21 protein-coding genes are annotated in these 21726 nt (G+C 50.7%); 6 read left to right on the top strand and 15 right to left on the bottom strand.

Annotated elements, in window-relative coordinates; all coding sequences use genetic code 11:
• The 5 genes from Q7P68_RS11905 to Q7P68_RS11885 all read right to left on the bottom strand — a co-directional run.
• The coding region (locus Q7P68_RS11905; RefSeq protein ID WP_304225975.1) for an ATP-binding protein at positions 1–542 on the bottom strand (542 nt) is incomplete at its 3' end.
• A complete protein-coding gene (locus Q7P68_RS11900; protein ID WP_304225973.1) occupies positions 539–949 on the bottom strand; it encodes an anti-sigma regulatory factor in 411 nt (136 codons plus the stop codon). The genes Q7P68_RS11905 and Q7P68_RS11900, both read right to left, overlap by 4 nt.
• A complete protein-coding gene (locus tag Q7P68_RS11895) occupies positions 924–1316 on the bottom strand; it encodes an STAS domain-containing protein (RefSeq protein ID WP_304225971.1) in 393 nt (130 codons plus the stop codon). The genes Q7P68_RS11900 and Q7P68_RS11895 overlap by 26 nt, the downstream gene beginning before the upstream one ends.
• 6 nt (positions 1317–1322) lie before the next feature.
• On the bottom strand, positions 1323–2135 hold the full coding sequence (locus tag Q7P68_RS11890; protein ID WP_304225969.1) for an STAS domain-containing protein: 813 nt from the start codon (positions 2133–2135) through the stop codon (positions 1323–1325).
• 253 nt (positions 2136–2388) lie between these two features.
• Positions 2389–3579, bottom strand: coding sequence for an MFS transporter (locus Q7P68_RS11885; RefSeq protein ID WP_304225967.1), 1191 nt, complete (start codon positions 3577–3579; stop codon positions 2389–2391).
• A gap of 134 nt (positions 3580–3713) precedes the next feature.
• On the opposite strand from Q7P68_RS11885, the gene Q7P68_RS11880 reads away from it, so the two are divergent.
• The 3 genes from Q7P68_RS11880 (at position 3714) to Q7P68_RS11870 (ending at position 7936) form a co-directional block, all read left to right on the top strand.
• Positions 3714–6452 (top strand): energy-coupling factor transporter ATPase, encoded by a 2739-nt coding sequence (locus tag Q7P68_RS11880; RefSeq protein WP_304225965.1) that lies wholly within the window; start codon positions 3714–3716, stop codon positions 6450–6452.
• Positions 6453–6526: 74 nt separating this feature from the next.
• The gene (locus tag Q7P68_RS11875; RefSeq protein WP_304225964.1) at positions 6527–7150 is read left to right on the top strand and encodes an ECF transporter S component; all 624 of its coding nucleotides are present in this window, start codon (positions 6527–6529) and stop codon (positions 7148–7150) included.
• A 3-nt stretch (positions 7151–7153) separates the two neighbouring features.
• Positions 7154–7936, top strand: coding sequence for a type III pantothenate kinase (locus Q7P68_RS11870; protein ID WP_304225962.1), 783 nt, complete (start codon positions 7154–7156; stop codon positions 7934–7936).
• Here Q7P68_RS11870 and Q7P68_RS11865 read toward each other — a convergent pair.
• Entirely contained in the window at positions 7927–8241 is a 315-nt protein-coding gene (locus tag Q7P68_RS11865) for a thioredoxin domain-containing protein (protein WP_304225960.1), read from the bottom strand. The two genes, Q7P68_RS11870 and Q7P68_RS11865, sit on opposite strands and share 10 nt — an antisense overlap.
• 90 nt (positions 8242–8331) lie before the next feature.
• Positions 8332–9015 carry an HAD family hydrolase gene (locus Q7P68_RS11860; protein WP_304225958.1) on the bottom strand — a complete coding sequence of 228 codons (684 nt, stop codon included), beginning with the start codon at positions 9013–9015 and terminating at the stop codon, positions 8332–8334.
• Between the two features lie 47 nt (positions 9016–9062).
• Between Q7P68_RS11860 and Q7P68_RS11855 the strand changes: the two genes are divergently transcribed.
• Positions 9063–10262 (top strand): MFS transporter, encoded by a 1200-nt coding sequence (locus Q7P68_RS11855; RefSeq protein ID WP_304225932.1) that lies wholly within the window; start codon positions 9063–9065, stop codon positions 10260–10262.
• A gap of 75 nt (positions 10263–10337) precedes the next feature.
• Here Q7P68_RS11855 and Q7P68_RS11850 read toward each other — a convergent pair whose 3' ends face one another.
• Positions 10338–10985, bottom strand: a complete 648-nt coding sequence (locus tag Q7P68_RS11850) for a peroxiredoxin (protein ID WP_304225931.1) — start codon at positions 10983–10985, stop codon at positions 10338–10340.
• A gap of 265 nt (positions 10986–11250) precedes the next feature.
• Between Q7P68_RS11850 and Q7P68_RS11845 the strand changes: the two genes are divergently transcribed.
• Positions 11251–12771: a sigma-54-dependent Fis family transcriptional regulator gene (locus Q7P68_RS11845; RefSeq protein WP_304225929.1), complete on the top strand. Its 1521-nt coding sequence runs from the start codon at positions 11251–11253 to the stop codon at positions 12769–12771.
• 6 nt (positions 12772–12777) lie between these two features.
• On the opposite strand, the gene Q7P68_RS11840 is transcribed toward Q7P68_RS11845, so the two are convergent.
• Together Q7P68_RS11840 and Q7P68_RS11835 are read right to left on the bottom strand one after the other, a co-directional pair.
• Positions 12778–13965: an acetate/propionate family kinase gene (locus tag Q7P68_RS11840; protein WP_304225927.1), complete on the bottom strand. Its 1188-nt coding sequence runs from the start codon at positions 13963–13965 to the stop codon at positions 12778–12780.
• Positions 13966–13976: 11 nt separating this feature from the next.
• The gene (locus Q7P68_RS11835; RefSeq protein WP_304225925.1) at positions 13977–14903 is read right to left on the bottom strand and encodes a hypothetical protein; all 927 of its coding nucleotides are present in this window, start codon (positions 14901–14903) and stop codon (positions 13977–13979) included.
• Between the two features lie 129 nt (positions 14904–15032).
• Between Q7P68_RS11835 and Q7P68_RS11830 the strand changes: the two genes are divergently transcribed.
• A complete protein-coding gene (locus Q7P68_RS11830) occupies positions 15033–15425 on the top strand; it encodes a secondary thiamine-phosphate synthase enzyme YjbQ (RefSeq protein WP_304225923.1) in 393 nt (130 codons plus the stop codon).
• Between the two features lie 172 nt (positions 15426–15597).
• Here the strand turns inward: Q7P68_RS11830 and Q7P68_RS11825 are convergent, their stop codons facing one another.
• The 5 genes from Q7P68_RS11825 to Q7P68_RS11805 all read right to left on the bottom strand — a co-directional run.
• Positions 15598–16230: a flavodoxin family protein gene (locus tag Q7P68_RS11825; protein WP_304225921.1), complete on the bottom strand. Its 633-nt coding sequence runs from the start codon at positions 16228–16230 to the stop codon at positions 15598–15600.
• Positions 16227–18023, bottom strand: a complete 1797-nt coding sequence (gene pepF / locus Q7P68_RS11820; protein ID WP_304225919.1) for an oligoendopeptidase F — start codon at positions 18021–18023, stop codon at positions 16227–16229. The genes Q7P68_RS11825 and pepF overlap by 4 nt, the downstream gene beginning before the upstream one ends.
• 112 nt (positions 18024–18135) lie before the next feature.
• A complete protein-coding gene (locus Q7P68_RS11815) occupies positions 18136–19059 on the bottom strand; it encodes a nucleotidyltransferase family protein (protein ID WP_304225917.1) in 924 nt (307 codons plus the stop codon).
• Between the two features lie 31 nt (positions 19060–19090).
• On the bottom strand, positions 19091–20071 hold the full coding sequence (locus Q7P68_RS11810) for an aldo/keto reductase (protein WP_304225915.1): 981 nt from the start codon (positions 20069–20071) through the stop codon (positions 19091–19093).
• Positions 20072–20236: 165 nt separating this feature from the next.
• Positions 20237–21726 (bottom strand): Ig-like domain-containing protein (locus Q7P68_RS11805; RefSeq protein WP_304225913.1); only part of this gene is annotated, 1490 nt, incomplete at its 5' end.

The following is a 21726-nucleotide window of genomic DNA, read 5'->3' as shown; positions in this document are numbered from 1 at the left end:
CCATCGGCCAGAAATACCCGATACCGATTCCCTAAAGGTTCTATAGTCCAACAGTCTCCTGAAAGTTCTTCGTTCGGTATGGGAACATTTATCCCTCCTATTTCTATCTGTCCAAATAAATCTTCCTTCCAAAAATGTGACGGCCAATATTGACATGCAAGGATAACCCCTAAACCGGGTATGGTGATAAAATCAAAATTTTTACTTATCCTTTGTATACCACCAAGACCAATGCCCAGAGTCCCCACAGTGCTTGTTCCATCCTGGAGAAAATGTGTTCCGGCTGGAAAACCTGGGCCATGATCAATTGCAAAAAGCTGCAGACCTGTTTTGTCACCGATATAGATTGGATGCATAATGATCTGGCCAGATTCCGCATGTTTCTTTATGTTTGTCGTGAGTTCGGTGACAAGGATGGCAACATTTCCCCGATCTTCTTCGGAGAAAGGAATCATCAGGGTGTTACAAAAATCAATAGCTCTACGCCGTGCATGACCTATATCAGCAATTTCAGACACTGTAATCCTGAGCGTTTCGATCATTTCCACCTCGTTATTTCCACAGTAGTACCCTCTCCAACCACAGAGGTTATGGAAAAATCATTAACAAGCCGTTTTGAACCGCTCAAACCTAGTCCTAGTCCGTTGCCGGTTGTGAATCCATCGGTCATCGCCTGTTCAATGTCAGGAATGCCAGGGCCATGGTCAACAAAGCGGATTCTGAGTCCCTGCCCGGTGGAATTCTCGAGAATCTCAAAAATTGCTTCGCCGCCTCCGCCATAAATGAGTGCATTTCTAGCAAGCTCGCTTGCAGCTGTTACCATTTTGGTTTGGTCAACTATACTCATGCCAATGTCTGCTGCTAGTTTCCGGGTCTTTTGTCTGACGAGGACAATGTCTTCTTCGCACCTGATGGCGAGACTCTCAGTCTTGAGAATTTCTGCTGCCATCTGAATTCCCGCCTGTGGTATACCGAGCCAATAATTTCATTCCCTGTTCCACATTTAGGGCTGTCTGGACTCCAGGCAGCGATAACCCTAATTCGACCAAGGTAATAGCCACTGCTGGCTGCATCCCAACTACTACAGTTTTGGCATCGAGTATTCGGGATATGGATGCAATGTTGCTGAGCATTCGGCCGATAAAGGAATCTACTATTTCCAAGGAAGAAATATCAATTAAAACACCCTTTGCACCTTCTTTAACTATTCGGTCAGTGAGATCATCCTGCAATGCCATAGCAAGCCGGTCATGCATATCAATCTGGATAGAAACAAGGAGAAGATCTCCCATTTTAAGAATTGGAATCTTTTCCATGGAATACTATCCTTTAACTTCTTCCTGCATTAAGCGTATGCCGATGAGCCGGAATGCATAGCGTATTGCATCCGCCAGAGTCGCTTTTGTGATAATGTCGTTAAAGGATACCCCTAAGTGTACCATTGATTGGGCTATCTGAGGGCGAATGCCGCTGATAATACAGTCTGCACCCATAAGCCGGGCAGCTGCAACGGTTTTCATAAGGTGCTGGGCTACTAAGGTGTCTACGGTGGGAACGCCGGTAATATCGATAATTGCAACCGTCGATTGGGTGTCCACAATAGCCTGAAGAAGACTTTCCATGACTACTTGGGTACGAGCGCTGTCCAGGGTGCCAATGAGCGGCAGGGTCAGGACCTTATCCCACAGTTTTACAACCGGTGTGGAAAGTTCAAGCATTTCTTCCTGCTGACGTTTAATAATCTCTTCTCTGTTACGTATGTATATATCTACAATTGAAATAGCTAGATTGTTAAGCAGAATGTCCAGCTTGGTTATAAGCTCTAGAAAATTCCCAAGGGACATATTTTTATCCTTCGCTGCGATACGCAGTAGGGGATGCTTAATGGTAAGTACAAATAAGCTTGTTTCTACATGGGTAAGTCCAAAACGTAGCCGTGCTTTTGTAATCTTTTCTATAATGGTTCTTAGTTTATCCCAACGGCTTTCTTTAAGGTCCAGGGATTCAAAATTAGTTTTGACCGCTTGTTTAAGTTCTGACAGAAATTCTGCCGATTGTTGACGCATGTCAGTTTCTGGGAGCAATTCTGAGCGCAGAGTGGGAGTTGCTTTTTGCTCCGTAATCCATGCTTCCAAAATTGCGGATTCCTAGGTTTCCAGTAATCGTAAAAGTAAATTTTGTTCAGCCATACGACACTCCTGCTTCCTAAAGATTGCATAAATCTTAGCAAAGTCCCATGGTTATTATTCAATTGAGACTTTTTAACACTAAGAATCATAAAACAATATGGCTGAAAAATCAAAAACTTTGGTATATGAAGTACTTTTAAAACGCCCAGAGTTTTAAAAGTACTGCCCTGAAATCCGCGATTTGACACTGCGGTTGCATTCATTTTCCCCGGGTCAGCCTTACAAGCGTGATATTCGATGCTACAACAGCCAGGGAAAAAAGTCCGTAGGATGAAAAACCAAGGCGTATGCCAAAAGCTGAGGAAAGGGCCGCCATGAGGAAGGGAAAGGCAAAGGCCCCCACGCCGCCGCCCATGGTAGAAAATGCGACTGCTTCACTTTGGGTGTCCGGGAAGGCGGCCCCGATCCGGGTAACTACCATGGGGTAAATAATCGAACAGCCAAGGCCGGCTAAAAAGGCGAGGCCCCGGGCAAGGCTTAATGTCAGCCCATTGGGTGTTGCAAAGCCCAGGGCCGACAGCAGGATCTCCGACAGGCTCATCAACAGGGACATAAACACAAGTACAAATCCCTGGCGGTTACCCCGGTAGAGGAGAGGAACGCCGAAGCGGCCCGCAAGGAGGCCGACCCAGAAAAGGGATACCATGAAGGAACCGCTTGCGGGGCTTGCCTTGTAGGTAACTACAAAATATTCGGCGATCCAGTTAGAGATGCCGAGCTCAACTCCTACATAAAGCAGCAGGGTAAAAAATCCCAGCCAATAGGCTGGATGTTTCAATAAATCCCGGCGGCCCGAAGTGGTGTTATGGCCAGGGTCTTTGCCAAGGCTGGAAAAAGAAAGAGAGGTGATGAGCACAAAGATGCCGGCAAAGAGAACCGCGATGAGCCGGTATATCAAGGTCCAGGACAGCTGCTGCTGCATAAGGATGCCGATAACGAAGGGGCCGATAAAAGCTCCGGCAGCGAAAGCCCCGTGCATCAAATTCATGGCCCGGCCTTGGGAAGATTTTTCCATCCTGAGGGTGGACCAGTTTACGGTGAGTTCAAGGAAGCCCTGACCGACCCCAATACCGGCGTTCAGAAGCAGGTTGATAAGTACTGAAGGTGATTTTGCAAAAAAGAGAAGGCCTAAAACTTCCAATACTAGGCCTATAAGCATGGTCGGTTTTGCGCCTATGGCGGAAATTAGAAAGCCCGCCCCATAGGTGGCTGCAAAGTAGCTCACTGCTCCCGCGGCGATGACCGCACCAGCAGAAGTGTAGCTCCAGCCAAAGTCCGCGAGGATTTTGGGCAGGGTAGCACCGATAATGGTCATGGAGGTACCAAAGAGTACGAAAATGGAAAAGAGTACCGCATAGAGCCTGCGGAAGCGGGATTCAACAAGGGCCATAATAGTTGATATTTTTCACATAATGTGAGAGCTGGTCAATGGTGTGTCAGGGGTGCTTTTCTTGACACAATTACTCCTTTTTGTTTAACCTTATATTGCGCCTGGATCCATAATGGACCGGGACGTGGAGTCCTATGAATACACTGAGCCCCATGGATGGTTTGGCAGAGAACGGCAAGGCCCGTATCGTTCTGCGAGATCTCTCCTATCAATATGCGTATGTGCCAGCCGAATCTGCAGCAGCACTACAACATGTCTCCTTTACTGTTTTGGATGGTGAATATGTAGCCATTCTTGGAGCCAATGGTTCCGGCAAGAGTACCCTCATAAAATGTATTAATGGTCTCTGTATCCCCGAAGCAGGACAGGTTACGATTTATGGTGATGGTCCGCTGGACCCAGCCCGGCCTGAAGATATTTACCCTATTCGACAAATAATTGGTACCCTGCTCCAGAATCCGGATGATCAGATAGTGGGTACTGTGGTGGAAGAGGATGTTGCCTTTGGTCCTGAAAATCAGGGTCTTTCCCTTGAGGAACGGAACCGCCGCTTGAATAAGGCTCTTCAGGATACGGGGCTCCAGAGGCTCAGGTCCCGGCCTCCCCAGTTTCTGTCTGGCGGCGAGCGGCAGCGCCTTGCATTGGCGGGGGTACTCGCCATGGAGACGCCTGTGCTTGCCCTGGATGAGGCTGCCTCTATGCTCGACGAAGGAAGCCGTCATGCGCTCATGGATCTCCTTGACGAGCTATGGCGTCAGGGCAAGACGATACTCCATATTACTCATAATATTGAGGAAGCAAGCCGGGCTCAGCGCTGTATCGTATTGCATCAGGGGCGCCTTGTGTTTAATGGCAGTCCCCAGGAGCTTTTTATACACCCGGAGCTTGAACGGTGGGGTTTCCGCAGTAACTCTGCTTTGGAAACGGTCCGACACTTGCGCCGGCGTTTCCCTGATTTTGAGCCCCTTACGTTGCAGGCTGAGGCTGTGGCTGCATCTTTTGCAGCCTATCTTACTGCCCAAAAGAAACCTGATCTTGCTGCTATTTCTCAGCGCAGAGCGGCTGCCGATGGTGCGCCGGAAAGGAGGCCGGCGGCTGAATTCCCGCAGGGCTCGGCTCTGGCGGCTGCCAATGGTGCGCTGGGAAGGGTGCCGACAAGTAATCAGGCTGCGGTCCCTCAGATGGCGGACGACACTATAGACCATAGTTGTGCGGTGCAGTGCCAGAATGTGCATCATACCTATTTGGCAGGTACGGCTTTTGCAGCCGCCGGCCTCGAGGACATTACCTTTGCCCTCCCCCGGGGATGCAATCTGGCCCTTATTGGCCCCTCTGGATCGGGCAAGTCGACCCTGCTCAGACACCTCAACGCCATTCTGCTGCCGACAAGCGGACAGGTTGCGGTCTTAGGGCAGAATACCCTTGACGCAACCATAGACCTGCGCGCCCTCCGGCGTCGGGTTGTTCTGGCGGTCCAAAACCCAGAAAGCGCCCAATTTGAGACCTATGTGGCTGACGAGGTTGCCTATGGACCAAGAAATTCGGGACTAACAGGTAGGGCTTTGGTTGAACGGGTCCGCTGGGCCATGGAAATGGTAGGGCTCCCCTATGACAAGTACCGGGACCGGCTGGTGCGGCAGCTTTCGGGCGGGGAAAAACGCCGGCTTGCCTTAGCCAGTGTCCTGGCCTTGGAAGGAGAGCTTTTCCTGCTTGATGAACCTGTGGCTGCACTGGACGGTAAAGGGCAGGCCCGGGTTGCGGAACTTATCAGCCAGTTAAAGCAGCAGGGTAAGACCGTCATCTCCAGTACCCATTCTATGGAAGACGCCTGTACCCATGATCTAGTCGGTGTTTTATACGAAGGGAAATTAGTCGCCCTGGGCAGTCCGGAAGAGGTATTTATTCATCGATGGAACCCTGATTGGAAATTGTTTCAGCCCTGGACTGTCCGTTTTTGCCGTGCTCTGGAAACAGCGTTGGAAATGTCAGGTCTTTTCCCGGGCAAAACAGCCCTTACTGCTTCCGGCATTGATTCGGTTCTTGGGTCCCTTTCCACCGCAGAGACAGTATGCAGTTCCACCTCTCCAGCGCAACTCATCAATATAAAGCCGCTCTGTCAGCCACAGAAGCAGCGTAAAACCACGGGAATAGAGTTTTTTCGCAATGTAAATCTGGGACTCTTTATCGATATACCTTCCATTCTTCGGAACCTAGGCGCAGGACTCAAACTGGCCGCAACGATTATCATTCTGTTTGCGGTCATTCTTGTGCCTACCTGGCATTTTTCGCTGGTTTTGCTCGGAGTACTATTGCTGGTCGGAAAGACACTCGGCAAGGTCGGTCCCAAACACCTGCTCCGGGGTCTCGTGCCTGCGGCTCCCTATATTTTATTTATGGTGCTGGTCCAGGTATTGTTTCCCTGGTCCCAGGATACGAGCCAGGTTCTATGGAAATGGGGCTTTATTGTACTTTCGGTCCAAAAAATGACCAATGTGTTGATGTTGATAAGCCGGCTTGCTGCCCTTATGGCTCTTTTGGCTTTGTACTCTGCAGTTACCCCGATGGTAGAAAGCATTAAAGCGGTCAAAGGTCTGCTGGCCCCTTTAGGGAAGCGGGGGCTCCCCATTCAGGACGTCATGCTCATCTTTGGTATTGCCCTGCGTTTTGTTCCGCTTTTAGTGGAAGAGGCTGAACGGATCGTAATAGGTCAGCTCTCTCGGGGTGGCGGCTACCAGGGGCGGAACAAGCTGCGGGCCGGCATTGTGTTGGTGGTTCCATTGTTTCTCCGGGCGCTCGAACGTTCCGAAATACTGGCTACCGCTATGGAGCTGCGGCTCTTTTCGGTCCGCCGCACCAGTATGCTGCGGGAGTAAGTTGCGGAACGACTGTTTTTGAGAAAACAAGGCTTCTTGGTGGAGTCTTTATTTTTTATTTTGGAGGCAAGCCTATGGCAGTCCTACCGGTTCGTAAAATTGCGGTAGCAGGAGTTTTATCCGCAATTTCTATTGTGTTGGGGGTTACCCGGCTCGGGTTTATCCCCTGGTTTTCAGGGGCATCAGTGACAATTCTCCAGGTTCCCGTCATTGTCGGCGCTGTTTTAGAGGGGCCCCTGGTTGGTTTTGTGATTGGTCTCTTGTTTGGGCTCTCCAGCCTATTACAGGCTGCGATAGCCCCTACAGGTCCTGTTGATGTGGCTTTTACTAATCCATTTATCTCGGTGGTTCCCCGTCTTCTTATTGGGCCCGTCTCATGGCTCTTGTATCGACTGATTGCAGGCTCCCATTCATCCACCGCTTCCGCTGGTTTAGATAAGCCAAAGATACACCCGGTTCGCTATTCCGCATCTCTCATTGCTGCGGGTCTCGGAGGCAGTCTTACCAATACGATTCTTGTGCTTTCGGCCCTTGGAATCTTTGGATTCTTCCCCTGGTCCCTCATTTTTACGGTGGCTATCGGCAACGGTCCTGTGGAAGCGGCGGTGTCTGCGGTCATTACCTTGATTGTGGTCTCGGTGTATACCGGTATTGGTAATAGTTTGGGAAAGGCAAAACTTTCTAAATTGGAGGAATAAGGAATGATACTTGCTGCGGATGTACGGAATGGCGGAGTCTCTGTGGGACTTGTTTCCGCGGATGGCCAATGGCTGGCAATTATCCGGCTATCCGCAGCGGACCGTTCGGCTGATGAATGGGCTTTTTTAATTCGGTCCCTTTTTGCCGAACGGGGTATCTCCTTAAAAGGAATTACCCAGGGGATACTATCATCGGTGGTACCTGCCTGGACCGGTATCTTTACTGAGGTACTGGAACGCTTTCTCCCTCAGGGGACAGCTTGTCTTGTAGTCGGCCCCGGCATAAAAACGGGACTTCGAATCAGAACGGATAATCCCGCTGAAGTGGGCTCAGATCTGGTGTGCAATGCGGTGGCCGCCAGCACTTTAGTACAGATGCCCTGTATCATTATCGATTTTTCTACTACCCTATCCTTTACCGCCCTGGATAGCCGGGGGGATCTGGTCGGCGTGGCCCTGGCCCCAGGACTCGAAGCGGCTGCATCGGACCTTCGGCTCCGGGCCGCCCAGATTCCCCAGGTAAAGCTGGAAGAACCTGAACGGGCCTTGGGCAAAAATACCGCCGAAGCCATCAGGGCCGGTATTATGTATGGATGGGCAGGCCTTACCGACCGATTAGTGGAAGAAATCAGCCGGGAAATTGAAAGCGCTGGGGAACGTCCTACCTTGGTCGGAACGGGCTGGTATGCCGGGCCGCCGGTAAAAACACAGCGGTCCTTTGGCCTCTGGGAGCCTCAGCTTGCGCTCCAGGGCTTATACCGCATTGCCCTGAAAAATCAGATATGAATTAGATAATGTAGTTTGGACTCTATAAAATCTTGAGGAATAATGCCAGTTTTTCTTCCTGAAAAATTGTATATACGGCAAGTAAAATTTGAAGACATTGGCTTGTTCCCTGTATAAATATCTACCCCATCTATTAAAATTGTTGGAGAACCATGAAAATGTATTAATTCCGCAACTTCCGGAGTCGAAACTTCCCTGATCTCTAAATAAGATTCAGCAATGTTAAGGTTTTTCATTGCCAACTTTAGATTTTCTAAAGTTTTAACCGCATTGGGACAGCCTTCAAAATATTGGAATTCAATCATGATATAAAAAATAATACATAATTATTAGAATGAAAAGAAGTTGTTTACGCTTGTTTTAGAAGTGACCTACAAAATCTCAATGGTTGGAGGTCAAAGTATAGCCAAAAGCTCCTTTGCCTCATGAATAATATAGTCCGCACCGGCGGCTACTAATTCTTCGGGTCCCCGGAATCCCCATGCAACGCCCACTATAGGACACCCTACGTTCCGGGCGGTCTGGACGTCTACCACCGAGTCCCCGACAAAGAGGGTATGATCTGGTGGAGCACCTATTACTTCCATGACATCCCGGGTCAGAGCCGGATCTGGCTTTTTAATCTGTCCTCCCGGCAGGTCTCCCCGGACGAGAGCAAAGGGAATATGGGGAAACAATCCCGCCACTACCTGCCGGGCTACCGGATCGGGCTTGTTAGTCAGCACCGCAAGCACGAGGTTTTTATCAACAAGAATGTCAAGCAGCTCTTTAATGCCCGGATAGGGTTTTGAATACCGGAGGGGCTCCTCATCGTAATTTTTCAGGGCATCCTGTGCAATTCTATCCGCCATGGCAGGGTCTGCAGACGGAAGTTCTTTCAGATCGGGCCGTACTGGCTGCTTTGCCAGAGCCTGCTCCGCGAGCCGGTGTATGCCCCAGCCAACGAGGGCAGGGTAGGACTCAAGGGGCAGTTCCGTAAAGCCATGGGCTGCGAGGGCCCTGTTCATCGCAAGGGCAATATCTTCTATTGTATCAACCAGGGTTCCATCAAGATCAAAAATAATATGGGTTGTGTTCATCCGTGTTGAGTATAGCAATAACTAAAAATACTAGCTACTATTGCCCTATGCAAGAACAACGCAAACATACAGGATTTCTACTCACCATTTTTAGTTTTATTGCCTTTATTGCATTGGGAATGCCCGATGGGCTTTTAGGAGTTGCTTGGCCGAGTGTGAGGGGCGGTTTTAAGATTCCCCTCGATGCGCTTGGTACTCTGTTGTTAAGCACTGTGAGCGGTTATCTCATATCAAGTTTTGGCAATGGCTATCTCATGAAACGTCTTGGGGTCGGAAAACTGCTCGCCTATAGCACGATACTGACAGGCCTTGCCCTGCTCGGATATACCCTGGCGCCCTCGTGGCCGGTTTTTGTGGGTCTTGGCTTTTTTGCTGGTCTTGGAGCCGGAGGAATAGACGCCAGTCTTAACAATTGGGTGGAGGCCCACTTGAGCCACCGGGTCATGCAATGGCTCCATGCAAGTTTTGGTATTGGGATAACGAGTGGCCCCCTTATTATGACCTCTGGAATGATTTTTACCGGTTCCTGGCGGTTTGGATATTGGGTTGTCGCAGGGGCTCAGCTCCTCCTGGGGATTCTGTTTCTTACCCAGGCCCGTAGATGGGACAATGCCCCAAAGGCCGCCCATTATCAGGCTGAACATGAAGGAACTGTCGAATTACATCCTTTTAGTCAGACAATCCGCTATGTGCCAGCCTGGTTCAGCGCGCTTTTATTCTTTATTTATTCAGGTATAGAACTAGGGATGGGCCATTGGGCTTATACCTGGCTCACCTCGGAACTGAATCTCAGTCCTTCTTTTGCAGGCTTTTGGACCGCAGGCTATTGGTTTACCTTTACCGTGGGCCGAATTTTGGGAGGTTTTATGACCCAGCGGCAGAGTCCTGCCAAAATCCTGAAAAATAGTCTTTTGTCTGTTACCCTGGTCACCCTCCTGCTTGCCGCGGTTCCCCTGCGGCTTGTTAAAATTGTCGGCATACTGATTCTTGGTTTTGTTATTGCGCCCATATTCCCCTCGATGATTTCTACGACGGTTTTGCGGGTTGGCCGATCTCATGCGGGAAATACAATAGGTATGCAAATGGCTTTTGCCGGACTCGGGGTTGGAATTCTTCCGGGCTTTATGGGTGTCTTGGGCCGGTATGCGGGTCTTGCGACTATTCCCTGGATGCTTTTCCTGTGGGCTGTTCTGTTGTTTCTGTTAAACCAATGGTTCGAATGGCGCGGTAAAAGTCGTATAGATTGATGAACGGCTGTCGGCATAAAAATGGGGATGTCCTAAACTCATTGGACATCCCCCTGAATGCTATTGCTCGATGTGCTACAGGCTCTTGTGGCAGAACCACCAGTCAAAGCCTTCGTAGGTTTTAAGCCGCGTTTCGGCATCCTTTACAGTTTTTGCCGGCGGAATAATGACCCGGTCCTTAATTAAACTGTTGTTCGGCCAGTCCGCAGGAATCGCAACGCCGTTTTTGTCAGAAACTTGGAGTGCCTTTGCGGCGCGGACAAACTCGCCGATATTCCGGCCGATTTCCTGGGGATAGTAAACCACGAGGCGCACCTTGCTGTTCGGATCCACGATAAAGACAGCCCGGACCGTATTGGTGCCCTTGCCGGGATGTAGGAGCCCCAGTTTCTCCGCAATGGCGTCGTTGGCCGCGGCGACGGGGAAGGAAATGTTTACATTCAGTTTTTCCTTAATCCACTCGACCCATTTAATATGGCTAAATACCTGGTCTACCGACATGCCAATAAGCTTTACTCCGAGGTCCGCGAATTCTTTTGCATGCTGTTCAAAGGCTACAAATTCGGTGGTGCAGACCGGGGTAAAGTCAGCAGGATGGCTAAAGAGAAGGAACCAGGATCCTTTAAGATCCTGGGGCAGATGCAGCACTCCCTGGGTTGTTACCAGTTCCATCTCGGGAAAGTCATCCCCCAAGAGGGGCATAGAAAACCGTTTTTCTTCCATGGTTGTTACTCCGTTTATCATTAATCGCGATCCAGCTCTGATATATTGCTGAGCCGGGTCCCTGTCTAAGAGACATAATAATATAAGCAGAAACTGTGCCAAGCTGTTTGAATAGAGTAAAAAATATGTAAGTGTTTATATTACAAAAAGATATGGTAAGGGACGGTAAAAAACAGCGCTTGTGGTTCACTTGAGGCTTGTATCGGTACCGAATAATCGGTATTATTAACACCGAAATGTCGGTGTTTGGTGGCGGAGGTACCGAATGCAGGGTAATACCATATTGATGAACAGCGACCGGGTTTTGGAGACTATTTTACAGGCCCTGGGCGAACTTGTGGAATATGAGCTGGCGGTCATTTTACGGTATGACGGCAAAGAGCGCCTCCAGGTGAGGAAAGCCATGGGTCCCCTTGCAAATCGGACGTTTCAAAACTACCAGATCCATTTGGATGACCGGCCGGACCTGGCTGCGGTGCTGCAGCGGAAACGGGCCCACCTCTTTAGCCCCGAAGAAAACCATGTCGATACCTATGCGGACATTCTTGATTTGCCAGACCAGCATTCCTGCCTGGTTTCGCCTCTTCTTTTGGAGGACGAATTGGTTGGTCTATTAACGTTAGACCATCGATCCTGCAACCGTTTTAGTCCCGCAATTCTGCGTTTTGTGGAAACCCTGTCGAAACTGATGTCCCTCGCTCTGATACAGCTTGATGTATCTCAAGATCTGGCAGAACAGAACAGTCGGCTGCTCCAGGAACGAAACCATCTTTTAGCAGCCGAGTCTGATGTATTTTCCCACCTGGCAGGGGAATCATCGGCGTGGCTCCGGGTCCTGGACGCCATAAAACTGGTAGCCGGAACTTCCGTCCCCGTTTTGCTGCAGGGGGAAACCGGAACAGGAAAAGAAGAAGTTGCCCGGGCAATTCATCGGCTTTCCGGCCGCTTCCGGCATCCCTTTGTGCCCGTGAATTGTTCTGCCCTGACACCGACTTTAGCGGAAAGTGAGCTTTTTGGCCATGAAAAGGGAGCCTTTACGGGGGCCCTGGCCCTTAAAAAAGGCCGGTTTGAACTTGCTCACCAGGGAACCTTGTTTTTAGACGAGATTGGGGATCTGCCCCTGGAACTGCAGCCCAAGCTGCTGCGGGCCCTGCAGGAAGGATCCTTTGAACGGGTCGGGGGAGAGCGGCCAGTACAGGTTGATGTACGGATCGTGGCGGCGACCCATGTGGATCTTGAAAAGGCCGTCGCGGAGGGTAAATTCAGGGAAGACCTCTATTATCGGCTCGCGGTATTTCCTTTGGAACTGCCGCCCCTGCGGGCACGGGCTGCGGACGTGCTTGTACTGGCGGAATATTTTCTGCGGAAAATACGGGAACGGAACGGAAAGCCCGTGCTGGTCTTTAGCCCCGAAGCTTTAGAAAAAATACAGCACTACTCCTGGCCGGGGAATGTACGGGAATTAAAAAACGTGATTGAACGGGCCAGTATCCTTGCGGTGGATGGCATTATAAGGGCTGAGCATATTACTGCCCTCCGGGCTGGTCCCTGTTGCGCTGCGGAAGAAGGCTCGGCAGGAAAGCCAGCGGCAAGCTCGACTCCCGCCAATCCCGGTACAGGGAACCTTGCCCCTCTGGAACATGCCATGGCGGACCATATCCGAAAGGCCCTCGCAGCAAGTGGCGGCAAAATCTACGGCCCCGACGGCGCAGCGGCCCGCTTGGGACTAAAGCCCAGCACCCTCCAGAGCAGAATGAAAAAGCTCGGTATAAGTAAAGGAGAATGAGCAGTCTTAGGTTGCACCCAAGAGTTCCTGCACTTCCAGGGCAATGGCGAGCTCTTCGTTTGTGGGTATGACCAGGGCTACAACGGCCGAGTCTCCAGCGGAAATGATGGTCTCACCTTGAGCTTTCCGGTTGCGCTCCGCATCAAGCCTGAGGCCTATCCAGGCGAGTTTGCTGCAAACCCGCTCCCGTAGTGCCGCGTCGTGTTCACCGATGCCGGCGGTAAACACTAGTCCATCCAGGCCCTGCATGAGGGCCGCAAAAGCGCCGATATATTTAATGAGGCTATAGGTATAGTATTCCCGGGCAAGATGAGCCCCCTGGTGTCCCTCCGCCTCAAGCCGTTCCAGTTCGGCCATGTCCGCCGAAATGCCGCTCAAGCCAAGGAGTCCGCTTCGCCGGTACAGGATATCGTACACTTCCTGGGCGCTCTTACCCTTTTCCATGATAAGGTCCAAAATGATACCCGCATCGATGTCTCCGGAGCGGCTTCCCATGGGGAGGCCCGTAAAGGTACCGTAGGTAGCGCTCGTATCCACCGCCACGCCCCCGTGGACCGCGGTTATGCTGCTCCCGCCCCCCAGGTGGCAGGTGATAAGCCTAAGGTCCCGGATGTCCCGGCTCAGGAGCTGGGCAGCGCGGCGGCTTACATAGCGGTGGCTTTCTCCATGGAAGCCAAATTTCCGGTAGCCATAGGCTGCGCATAAGTCCTGTGGCAAGGGAACAATACTATTAAGTTCCGGTTTATTTTGATGAAAGGCTGTGTCAAAGGATGCAAACTGGGGAATTTCAGGATGCAGGGCAAGGCTTGCGCGGATACCCTCAAGCTGTATGGGATTATGGAGCGGAGCCAGGGGAGAGCAGGCGCCGATTTTTTCCAGCACCCCTTCATCAATCTGGACCGCCCGGTCAAAAAAACTGCCCCCATGGACTACCCGGTGGCCTACCGCAGCGGGCTTTAGTTCTTCAGGCAGGGCATTAAAGACCCATTCCAGGGCCTCCCGGTGCCCCGCGTTCTGCAGGGCGCAGGCTGCACTCGGCTCGTCTTTATAGAGATAGGCTACCTTTGCAGTGCAGTCGGGCCGCCCAATTCGATCCACTGACCCTTTAACCAGAGCTGCCTCCCGCTTGGTATCCACAAGCTGGAATTTAATAGTCGTACTGCCGCAGTTGATAACAAGAATACTGTTGTACATGGATAAAAGCCCTATTTCGTTATGACCTTTATTTTGTCGTCTACAATATCATCGGGCGATTTCAACGAGAAATCTCTCACCCAGACGCGGACTGTAGCTGGATTACCAAATATGCTTTCGGTCTGCAGATACAGGTAAATTGGCGTGCCTAATGTGTATTCATCTTTTAGGTATTTGAGGAAACCTGGCTGGAATATCAGATCTATCGGAATGTCTTTGTAGTAAATCCTGGAGTAATACAATTCCTTATTATTTTGTTGAAAGGGAGTCGGATAGTCTTGTAAAGATGTTTTATACAGACACCAGGTATTAAAATATAAAAGCGATTCGGGCGTTTCAAGGGCATGCTTGTACATGGCTTCGAAATTGGTTTCTTCTATCGGCGGAAATAAAAGCCACTTCATAACTGAGGATACATATAAGCCTGGCGTATAATAAAAATAGCCATTGTATCGTACCGGTAACGTTATACTGACAGAAATCATTAAAGGATTTAATGTGGATGAACGGAGAATAACGTTCAGCTTTGTTCCCAGGGTTTTACCGATTATTTGGTCCTCTTTTACCGATTGATCGTGGTTTGTTCTTACCATTGGAAAGTAAATAAGCTCAAATGTGCTTTTTTGTTCTTTGCCATGATAGTAATAAGGGCGTTGTACCTGAAGTACAACTGGATTGAGAATACCCTCCGGCAAGGGGGCAAAATCAGTGATAATTTCTCCTGAATCAAAAGCTTTTATTTCATCACCTGCTTTGCATTCCAGGGATGCATACAGGGATGGAATCCGTGCAGGATCAGAAAGAGCTTTTTGAATCTGTTCCGATTCATCCGTTGTCTGTTTTGATTGCTGAACCGGTACGGTGCTGCATCCAAATATGCTAAGTGATAAACAAACGATTGCCCACAGCGGATGCTTGGTTGTCAAATGGCTCCGCATTACAGATCTCTCCTTTTGATATGAATGCTTTTACCAGTATACATGCTTACAAACGGTTTGACAGGGCTTTAGATGAAAAACACACAATAAGGCGTTGCGTCTGTTACCCGTATGGAATACCATTAGTTTATGCAATTTACTATTTCTACAGAACGGGAAGCCCAGTTCATTAATATTACCGACCTCGTACAGCGGGCGGTAAAAGACAGCGGTATATCTACAGGTTTTGCGGTCGTTTTTGTCCCCCACACCACGGCGGGGCTTACCATTAACGAAAACGCTGACCCTGATGTGGTCCACGACATCCTTTTGGGCCTTGACCGGGCGTTTCCCAAAAGCCCCGCTTACCGGCACAGCGAGGGCAATTCTCACGCCCACCTTAAGGCCTCCGCCATGGGGTCTTCGGTGACGGTTATTGTGGAGGCTGGCCGGCTCAAACTCGGAACCTGGCAGGGTATTTATTTCTGCGAATTCGACGGTCCCCGCCAGCGCCAGGTCTATGTGAATGTAATGGGAAGTTAGGCCAATGCTAAATATGATTTATGAAAAATGAGCCTCAATTTAGAATAAAGTGTCGGCCGAGCTGCCCCAGCGATCCAAACGGCACTCGTCCGGCGTCGGTCTGGCCATTGCTAGTCCAGCGTCCTCTGGCCCGAAGCGAACAATCTGCTCCGGTGCTGGACTAGCAAGCTTTTTACCGTATAAAGTTGGTGCGGACCTTTTGTTCTCTTTCTGGTTCTGCCACCGTGTTCCGACCGTGATCGGAAAGTTTTAAGAGCCATGCTAATTTTTTAGCCAACATCCGCAGGGTTTGCATACCCTCCGCATCCTGGGTAACCTCTCCAGGGACAGCACCATGGATAACGTTCCAGTAATTAGATCCGGGGATAAGCATCTCCGAATAAAGGAGATAGTTGTTAAGCTGGTTATAAGCCGCTATGCCGCCGGACCGCCGGACCGCCACCAAGGCGGCTCCGACCTTGTGGCGGAACAGGTTCCCATTCGAAGAGCTTACATAAAAGGCCCGGTCCAAAAAACATTTCATGGTGGCCCCGATGGATGCAAAATGGACTGGAGAGGCTATTACGATGCCGTCAGCGGCCTTCATAATCTGGATCCACTCGTTGACCTCATCGTTTATGACGCAGCGTTCGTTCTTGTTTTTAGCACAGCTCCCGCAGGCGAGGCAGCCCCGTATCGACTTATCTCCCACCTGTATAATGGATACTTCGATACCCTCTGTGGCTAGTTCTGTCGCAAGGCTCTCCAGCGCCTTGTGGGTGTTCCCCTCTTTACGGGGACTGCCGTTGAATGCAACCAGTTTCATAATAGTTCCTCCAGTTCTTTGACGAGGCGGCTAAAGGTATCGCAGGCGGCCTGTATTGGTTCAGGCCGGGACATATCCACTCCAGCGAGCTTGAGCGAGTCGATGGGGAAGCGGGAACCGCCGGATTTTAAGAAGCCAAAATAGTCTTCCCGTTCCTTTTTGCCCCCCGAAAGGACCCTTTCCGCCAATGCAAGGGAAGCGGAAATCCCCGTGGCGTACTTGTACACATAGAAAGCGCCGTAAAAGTGGGGAATCCGCAGGCCTTCCAGGTCACTTTCATCCTCGAATACCATGGCGGGGCCGAAATACTTCTTAAGCAGCGTCCGGTATTCCGAGCGGAGTACATCAACCGTAAGGGGAGTTCCGCCTTCTTCCAGACTGTGAACCCGGTGTTCGAATTCGGCGAACATGGTCTGCCGGAACAGGGTCGCCAGGATATCATCGACCCGTTTATTCACCAGGTATGCCTTGAGTTCCCGGCTTTCGGCGGTTTTCATGAGGTGCCGGAACAGGAGTTCCTCGTTAAAGGTACTGGCCACTTCGGCCTCGAAAATGGTGTACCCGTAGTGCATAAAGGGGTTGTTCCGGGCGGAGTACCAGGAATGCATGGAGTGCCCACCCTCGTGGGCCAAGGTAAAGACGTCCCGGATCACGTCTTCCTTGTAGTTCATGAGGATGTAGGGGTCGCCGGTAAAGCTACCGGCGGAGAAGGCCCCTGACCGTTTCCCCTTGTTTTCGTAGCGGTCTGCCCAGCGGCCCAGGAGTCCTGAACGGAGGGTCTGAACGTACTCGTCACCCAGGGGGGCGAGGGCCTGGGAAATCATATCTACCGCTTCGTCCCAGCTTGTGTGCCGGCTTGCGGTTTTAACGATGGGTACATATACGTCGTAGTGCCGCAGTTCCGAGAGGCCCAGCGCCTTTTTCCTGAGTTCATAGTAGCGGTGAAGCGTGCTTAGGTTTGCATTGATGGTGGCAACCAGGTTGTCGTACACCGACTCATCCACATTGTCGGGGAACAAAGCCATGGCCCGGGCCGAAGGAAAGCCCCTGATGCGGGCCTTAATGACGTCCTGCTTGACCGAGCCGCCGTACAGGGCTGCCAGGGTTGTTTTATGGGCGTCGAACTGCTTATAAAATGCTTTGTAGGCCCGCTGCCTTAAATCCCGGTCGCTTTTTTCAAGGAATGACGACCAGGTCGATTGGGAAAGGGGCCGGGGGCCGTCGGGGGTATCGATGGTACCGAAATCGATATCCACGTTGGTGAGGACCGAAAATGCGTCCCGGGGTACCGATTCTCCCTCTGCATGGAGAGCCAGGAGCCGCTCTTCTTTATCGCTTAAAATGTAGGGCTTCCAGCGCAGGAGCTTTTGCAGGTAAATTCGGTATTCAGCCATACGGCTATGGGTGAGGAAGCTCTGCATTGATGAGTCGGGAATGGCCTGTATTTCCGGTACTGCCCAGGATGCGGCGGCCTGAGCCCGGGCCTGGGCCATGGCAAAGCGGCCTGTCATGGTGCGCCCTTCGCTGGCGCCTTCGTCTTCGGTCTGCCTGAGTTCGCAGTAGTAAGCGAGCCGTTCTTCGAGTATGCTCCCTTCCTTAAAAAAGTCGAGCCAGTCCGCCAGGGTTTCCGCAGAACGGCCCAGGGTCCCCCGGTAAGATTCGATTTTCTCTATCATTTTTTCGTATACCGCCAGTCCGTCATACCAGGCTGCATCGGAGGGAAATAATTTTGAAAGATCCCAGGTGTCCTTGAGGGGCACCGCTGAGCGCGGGGGAATCGTACTTGTGTCCATGTGGCTGCTCCTTGTAATTTTATCCATATTTATGTGCCTAACGTGCCAGCTTAAAAGAGCTCAGGCAACCAGTGAATTGTAGGAGACAAATGGGAAATCGTCCAGAGGGGGCTTATTTCCACAGATACTCTGGATACATACCCTGTGCAATCATAGTATTAAGGCGCGCTTCTGCTTGGATCCGGTCTTCCCGGTATGTTACGCCAAACCATTGGGCTCCGGTTGTAAGCGCGTTAACAATAAGTCCCCGGTGCTGAATTAAATAATCAATTGCCATGGGAAGATAACATTCGCTTTTCGGTTCTCTCCCTTTGGTTTTTAAAAAGTGTATAAAATAATCTGCGAGGTCTGGGAATATAGTTGGCTTAAGGCCCCAAAAATTCATCGATACACCGCTCGATGGTGCTAATTCAATTTCAGCAGACTGGCTTTGCCGGCTCAGAATTCGTTCATCAATCTTTTCTATATTAATGTGTTCTATAATTTCTTTAAGTATGCCATTCTGTATTGTGCAGATACCTCGGGCGACTGGACCTTCGGGACTCAGGGTCTGATCCAAGGGATATACAATCATAGCTGCATCTCGTTTGTTTTGCTGATCTTCAGCAGAGAGAAAGGCTCCCATGGCATTAAAGGCTTCGCGTCCGTAAAAATCATCTGCATTTATGACTGCAAAGGGGCGGTCAATAATGTTGCTGACGCAAAGCACCGCATGGGCAGTACCCCAGGGCTTGGTTCTTGCATGGACTTCTTCCGGAGAGACGAGGGTCGGATCTATCATGAAATTGGGTTCTTGAAATACCGTTAGACATTCAAGGTGACTGCTGAACCGCGAAAGTACTTTTTCCCGAAAAAGTGCTTCCATATCTTTTCGGATTACAAAGACCGCGGTAGAAAAACCTGCGCGGATTGCATCGTAGACTGAGTATTCAAGCAACGTTTCACCGTGAATACCCAGTCCTTCCAATTGTTTGAGTCCGCCAAAGCGGCTGCCCATGCCAGCAGCAAGCACTAAAAGTATCGGTCCTTTCATCATATCTCCAGAGACCGATTATGCCACAAAATATTTAAGCCGGCCATATCTTGCGGCCCTTGCCGGGAGCCACGATACGGTCAATGGCCGCCAGTTCCTCAGCGGAAAGGAGCGGAAGCCTGCTCGCCTTAAGGTTTGCTTCCATTTGGGCCACGGTTTTAATGCCCGGAATAACGGTGGATACCGCAGGATTGGCCAGCACGAACTGCAGTGCCAGGGTGGCTAAGTTTCTGTCCGGCCGTTCAAGGCTGCGGAGGGCTTGTACGATTTCAAGGTCCTTTAGAAAAACCTTATATTCCTCAGGGTTTTCATGCCAGCGCCTGCGGAAGTCCCCCTCGCCAAAGCGGGTGTCGGCGGTGAATTTGCCCGCCAAAATACCCATAGCGATGGCCCCACGGATAATGACCCCTAAGCCCTGGGAGCGGCAGTAGGGGAGAATTTCTGCTTCGCTTGTCCGGTTCAGGATACTGTAGTCAATTTGGAGCGTGTTTGCTTTGCCATCATGGTTAAAAGCTTTAAGGTATTCAAAATTACTGGTACTCACCCCATAGGCCCGGATCTTGCCAGCCTCTTTAAGCCGCTGGAAACCTTCCAGGAAGATCTCCATGGTGGGATCCCGAAAATCTATATGGCTCTGGAGTACGTCAATATAGTCCGTATTAAGCCGTTTCAGATTGCTCTCTACCCCGGCAATGAATTTATCTACCGTAGTATAGGCGCTCCGGCCTTTTTCGCCGTCAAAGTCCCGCCAGCCGATTTTTGTGGCCACGATGAACTTGTCCCGCCGGCCAGCCATTGCTTTGCCCAGGAGTTCCTCGCTGTGGCCGCTGCCGTACACATCGGCGGTGTCGAAAAAGGTCACCCCCTGGTCCAGGGCATAATCGATGGCCCGCAGCACTTCCTGGTCTTCCGTTTTCCCCCAGGCGTCCCCGCCGGCGGCCCAGAGGCCCATGCCGATCTCGCTGACCTTAATGCCTGTTTTGCCAAGGTCCCGGTACTTCATTGTTCCATTCATAATCAAAGCTCCCCCTTCTAGATTTATATATAGATCAATATAAATATACTGGAATAGTTGAAAAAATACAATCAAATAATGCCTTAAAAAAACGGGGATTACGGAAAACCCGGTATGGCCCCCAGTAATCCCCGTTGCTATTTCCTACAGGCTCTGCTGTAAAAACTACCAGGTGCTTATGCCAGAAGCGCGGACAAAGCTGTCGTCCAGGGGAGTCCCCGTGTTGTTGCCGCTGCCCGAATTATACCAGTAATAGTATGAAGATTTTCCGTAATTCATCATGCTTTTAACCGTGCTGTCCGCTGCTGCGGCTCCCAATGCGCCGTTTTGGGTTTGGACGGTACCGCCCATGGACCAGAAGTACCAGAGGACTGCGTAGCTGTGCTGCAGGGCCGCATCGGTAAGGGGTATAAAATCAGGCCAGATCCGGAAGAAGGCGGTCATTTTTCGCATATCAAGGTTTTCATCCCCCACGAGGTAACCGCCGATAGCGGTAGACTTGGACTGTTCTACAATTACACCGAATTGGGAAATGGCATAATTAATATAGGTGCGGCAGACTTCGCCGGTCCATTTGCCACTCAGATAGGTTTTGCCATCCTTGCTCCAGAAGGGATCTGCCAGGTATACCCGTTTAGGGACCAGGGCTTTGGCAAGGCTGCCATTTTTAGCGTCCACCGCGGCTTTGTAAGCGAGGACCGTAGCCATCTGGTTGCCCAAGGAGTGACCTACCAGGCGTATATAGCCAGATGTATTGGATGCCAATGCGGCCTTGTAAGCATCGTACAGGAGATCCCCGGCGCTTTTTGCGGTGCTGTAGGAAACATAGGTGCCATTGGAAACCTTGTACCGCATCTGTTTAAGTCCGTTGTTTCCCGCCCAAATTTTTGCTTCCGCATCCTTGACCTCATCTTCATCGGCAAACTGATCCCAGTAGAAAACACCCAGGTTGTAGCCCTTCTGTTTCCAGAAGGTTCCCGTGTTTACATTGCTTGTGTACTTATCGTTCCAGAGGTAGGGAACTTCCCGCCAATAGTTATTGGTTACGCTACTTTTCTGCCAGCCGTGTATATAAAGCACGACGGGCTTAGTAGGATCATAGAACTGATTGGGAATCCCCGGAATATACTTTTGAGCCTCTCCTTTGTCATTAAACCACCAAATACCAAAGTCCAGGTTAGCGCAGCTGTAGGTGCTACTTTGGTTCACCGTGAGGCTGGTTCCGTTAGTAGCGGTAATTGTCCCTTTAAGGGTAATACGGTAGGTTCCGCCCTGCTTGGGGCCGGAAATACGGATAGTAGCAGAGCTGCCGGTTCCTGAAGCTTGGGTTTGGAATATAGGATAGTAGTAGATTTTTGTGCCGCTGCTATCCACCACAAGCCGGCCCGCTACCGCTGCGCCGGAGGACGTGTCGTTTAAGCTTACAAAACCCGATGGTACTTTGCTTGCATTAATTGGAGTATTAAAGGTGATGACCACCGGCTGGCCTATGGAAACGCCGGTACTGTTGGCCTCAGGACTGACTGACGTAATGGCAAGATTTACCACTGCCCTGGACAAATTGGTTTCTTCTTCGATATTTATGGGGCTGGAAAGCTGGTCAAAGGGGGATGAACAGGATATAAGCATCAGCACGGAGCCGATTGTTGCGATTG

The organism is Gracilinema caldarium, assembly GCF_029265695.1.
In the GTDB taxonomy this organism is placed as follows: domain Bacteria; phylum Spirochaetota; class Spirochaetia; order Treponematales; family Breznakiellaceae; genus Gracilinema; species Gracilinema caldarium_A.
This window is presented reverse-complemented; position numbering and strand designations above follow the sequence as displayed.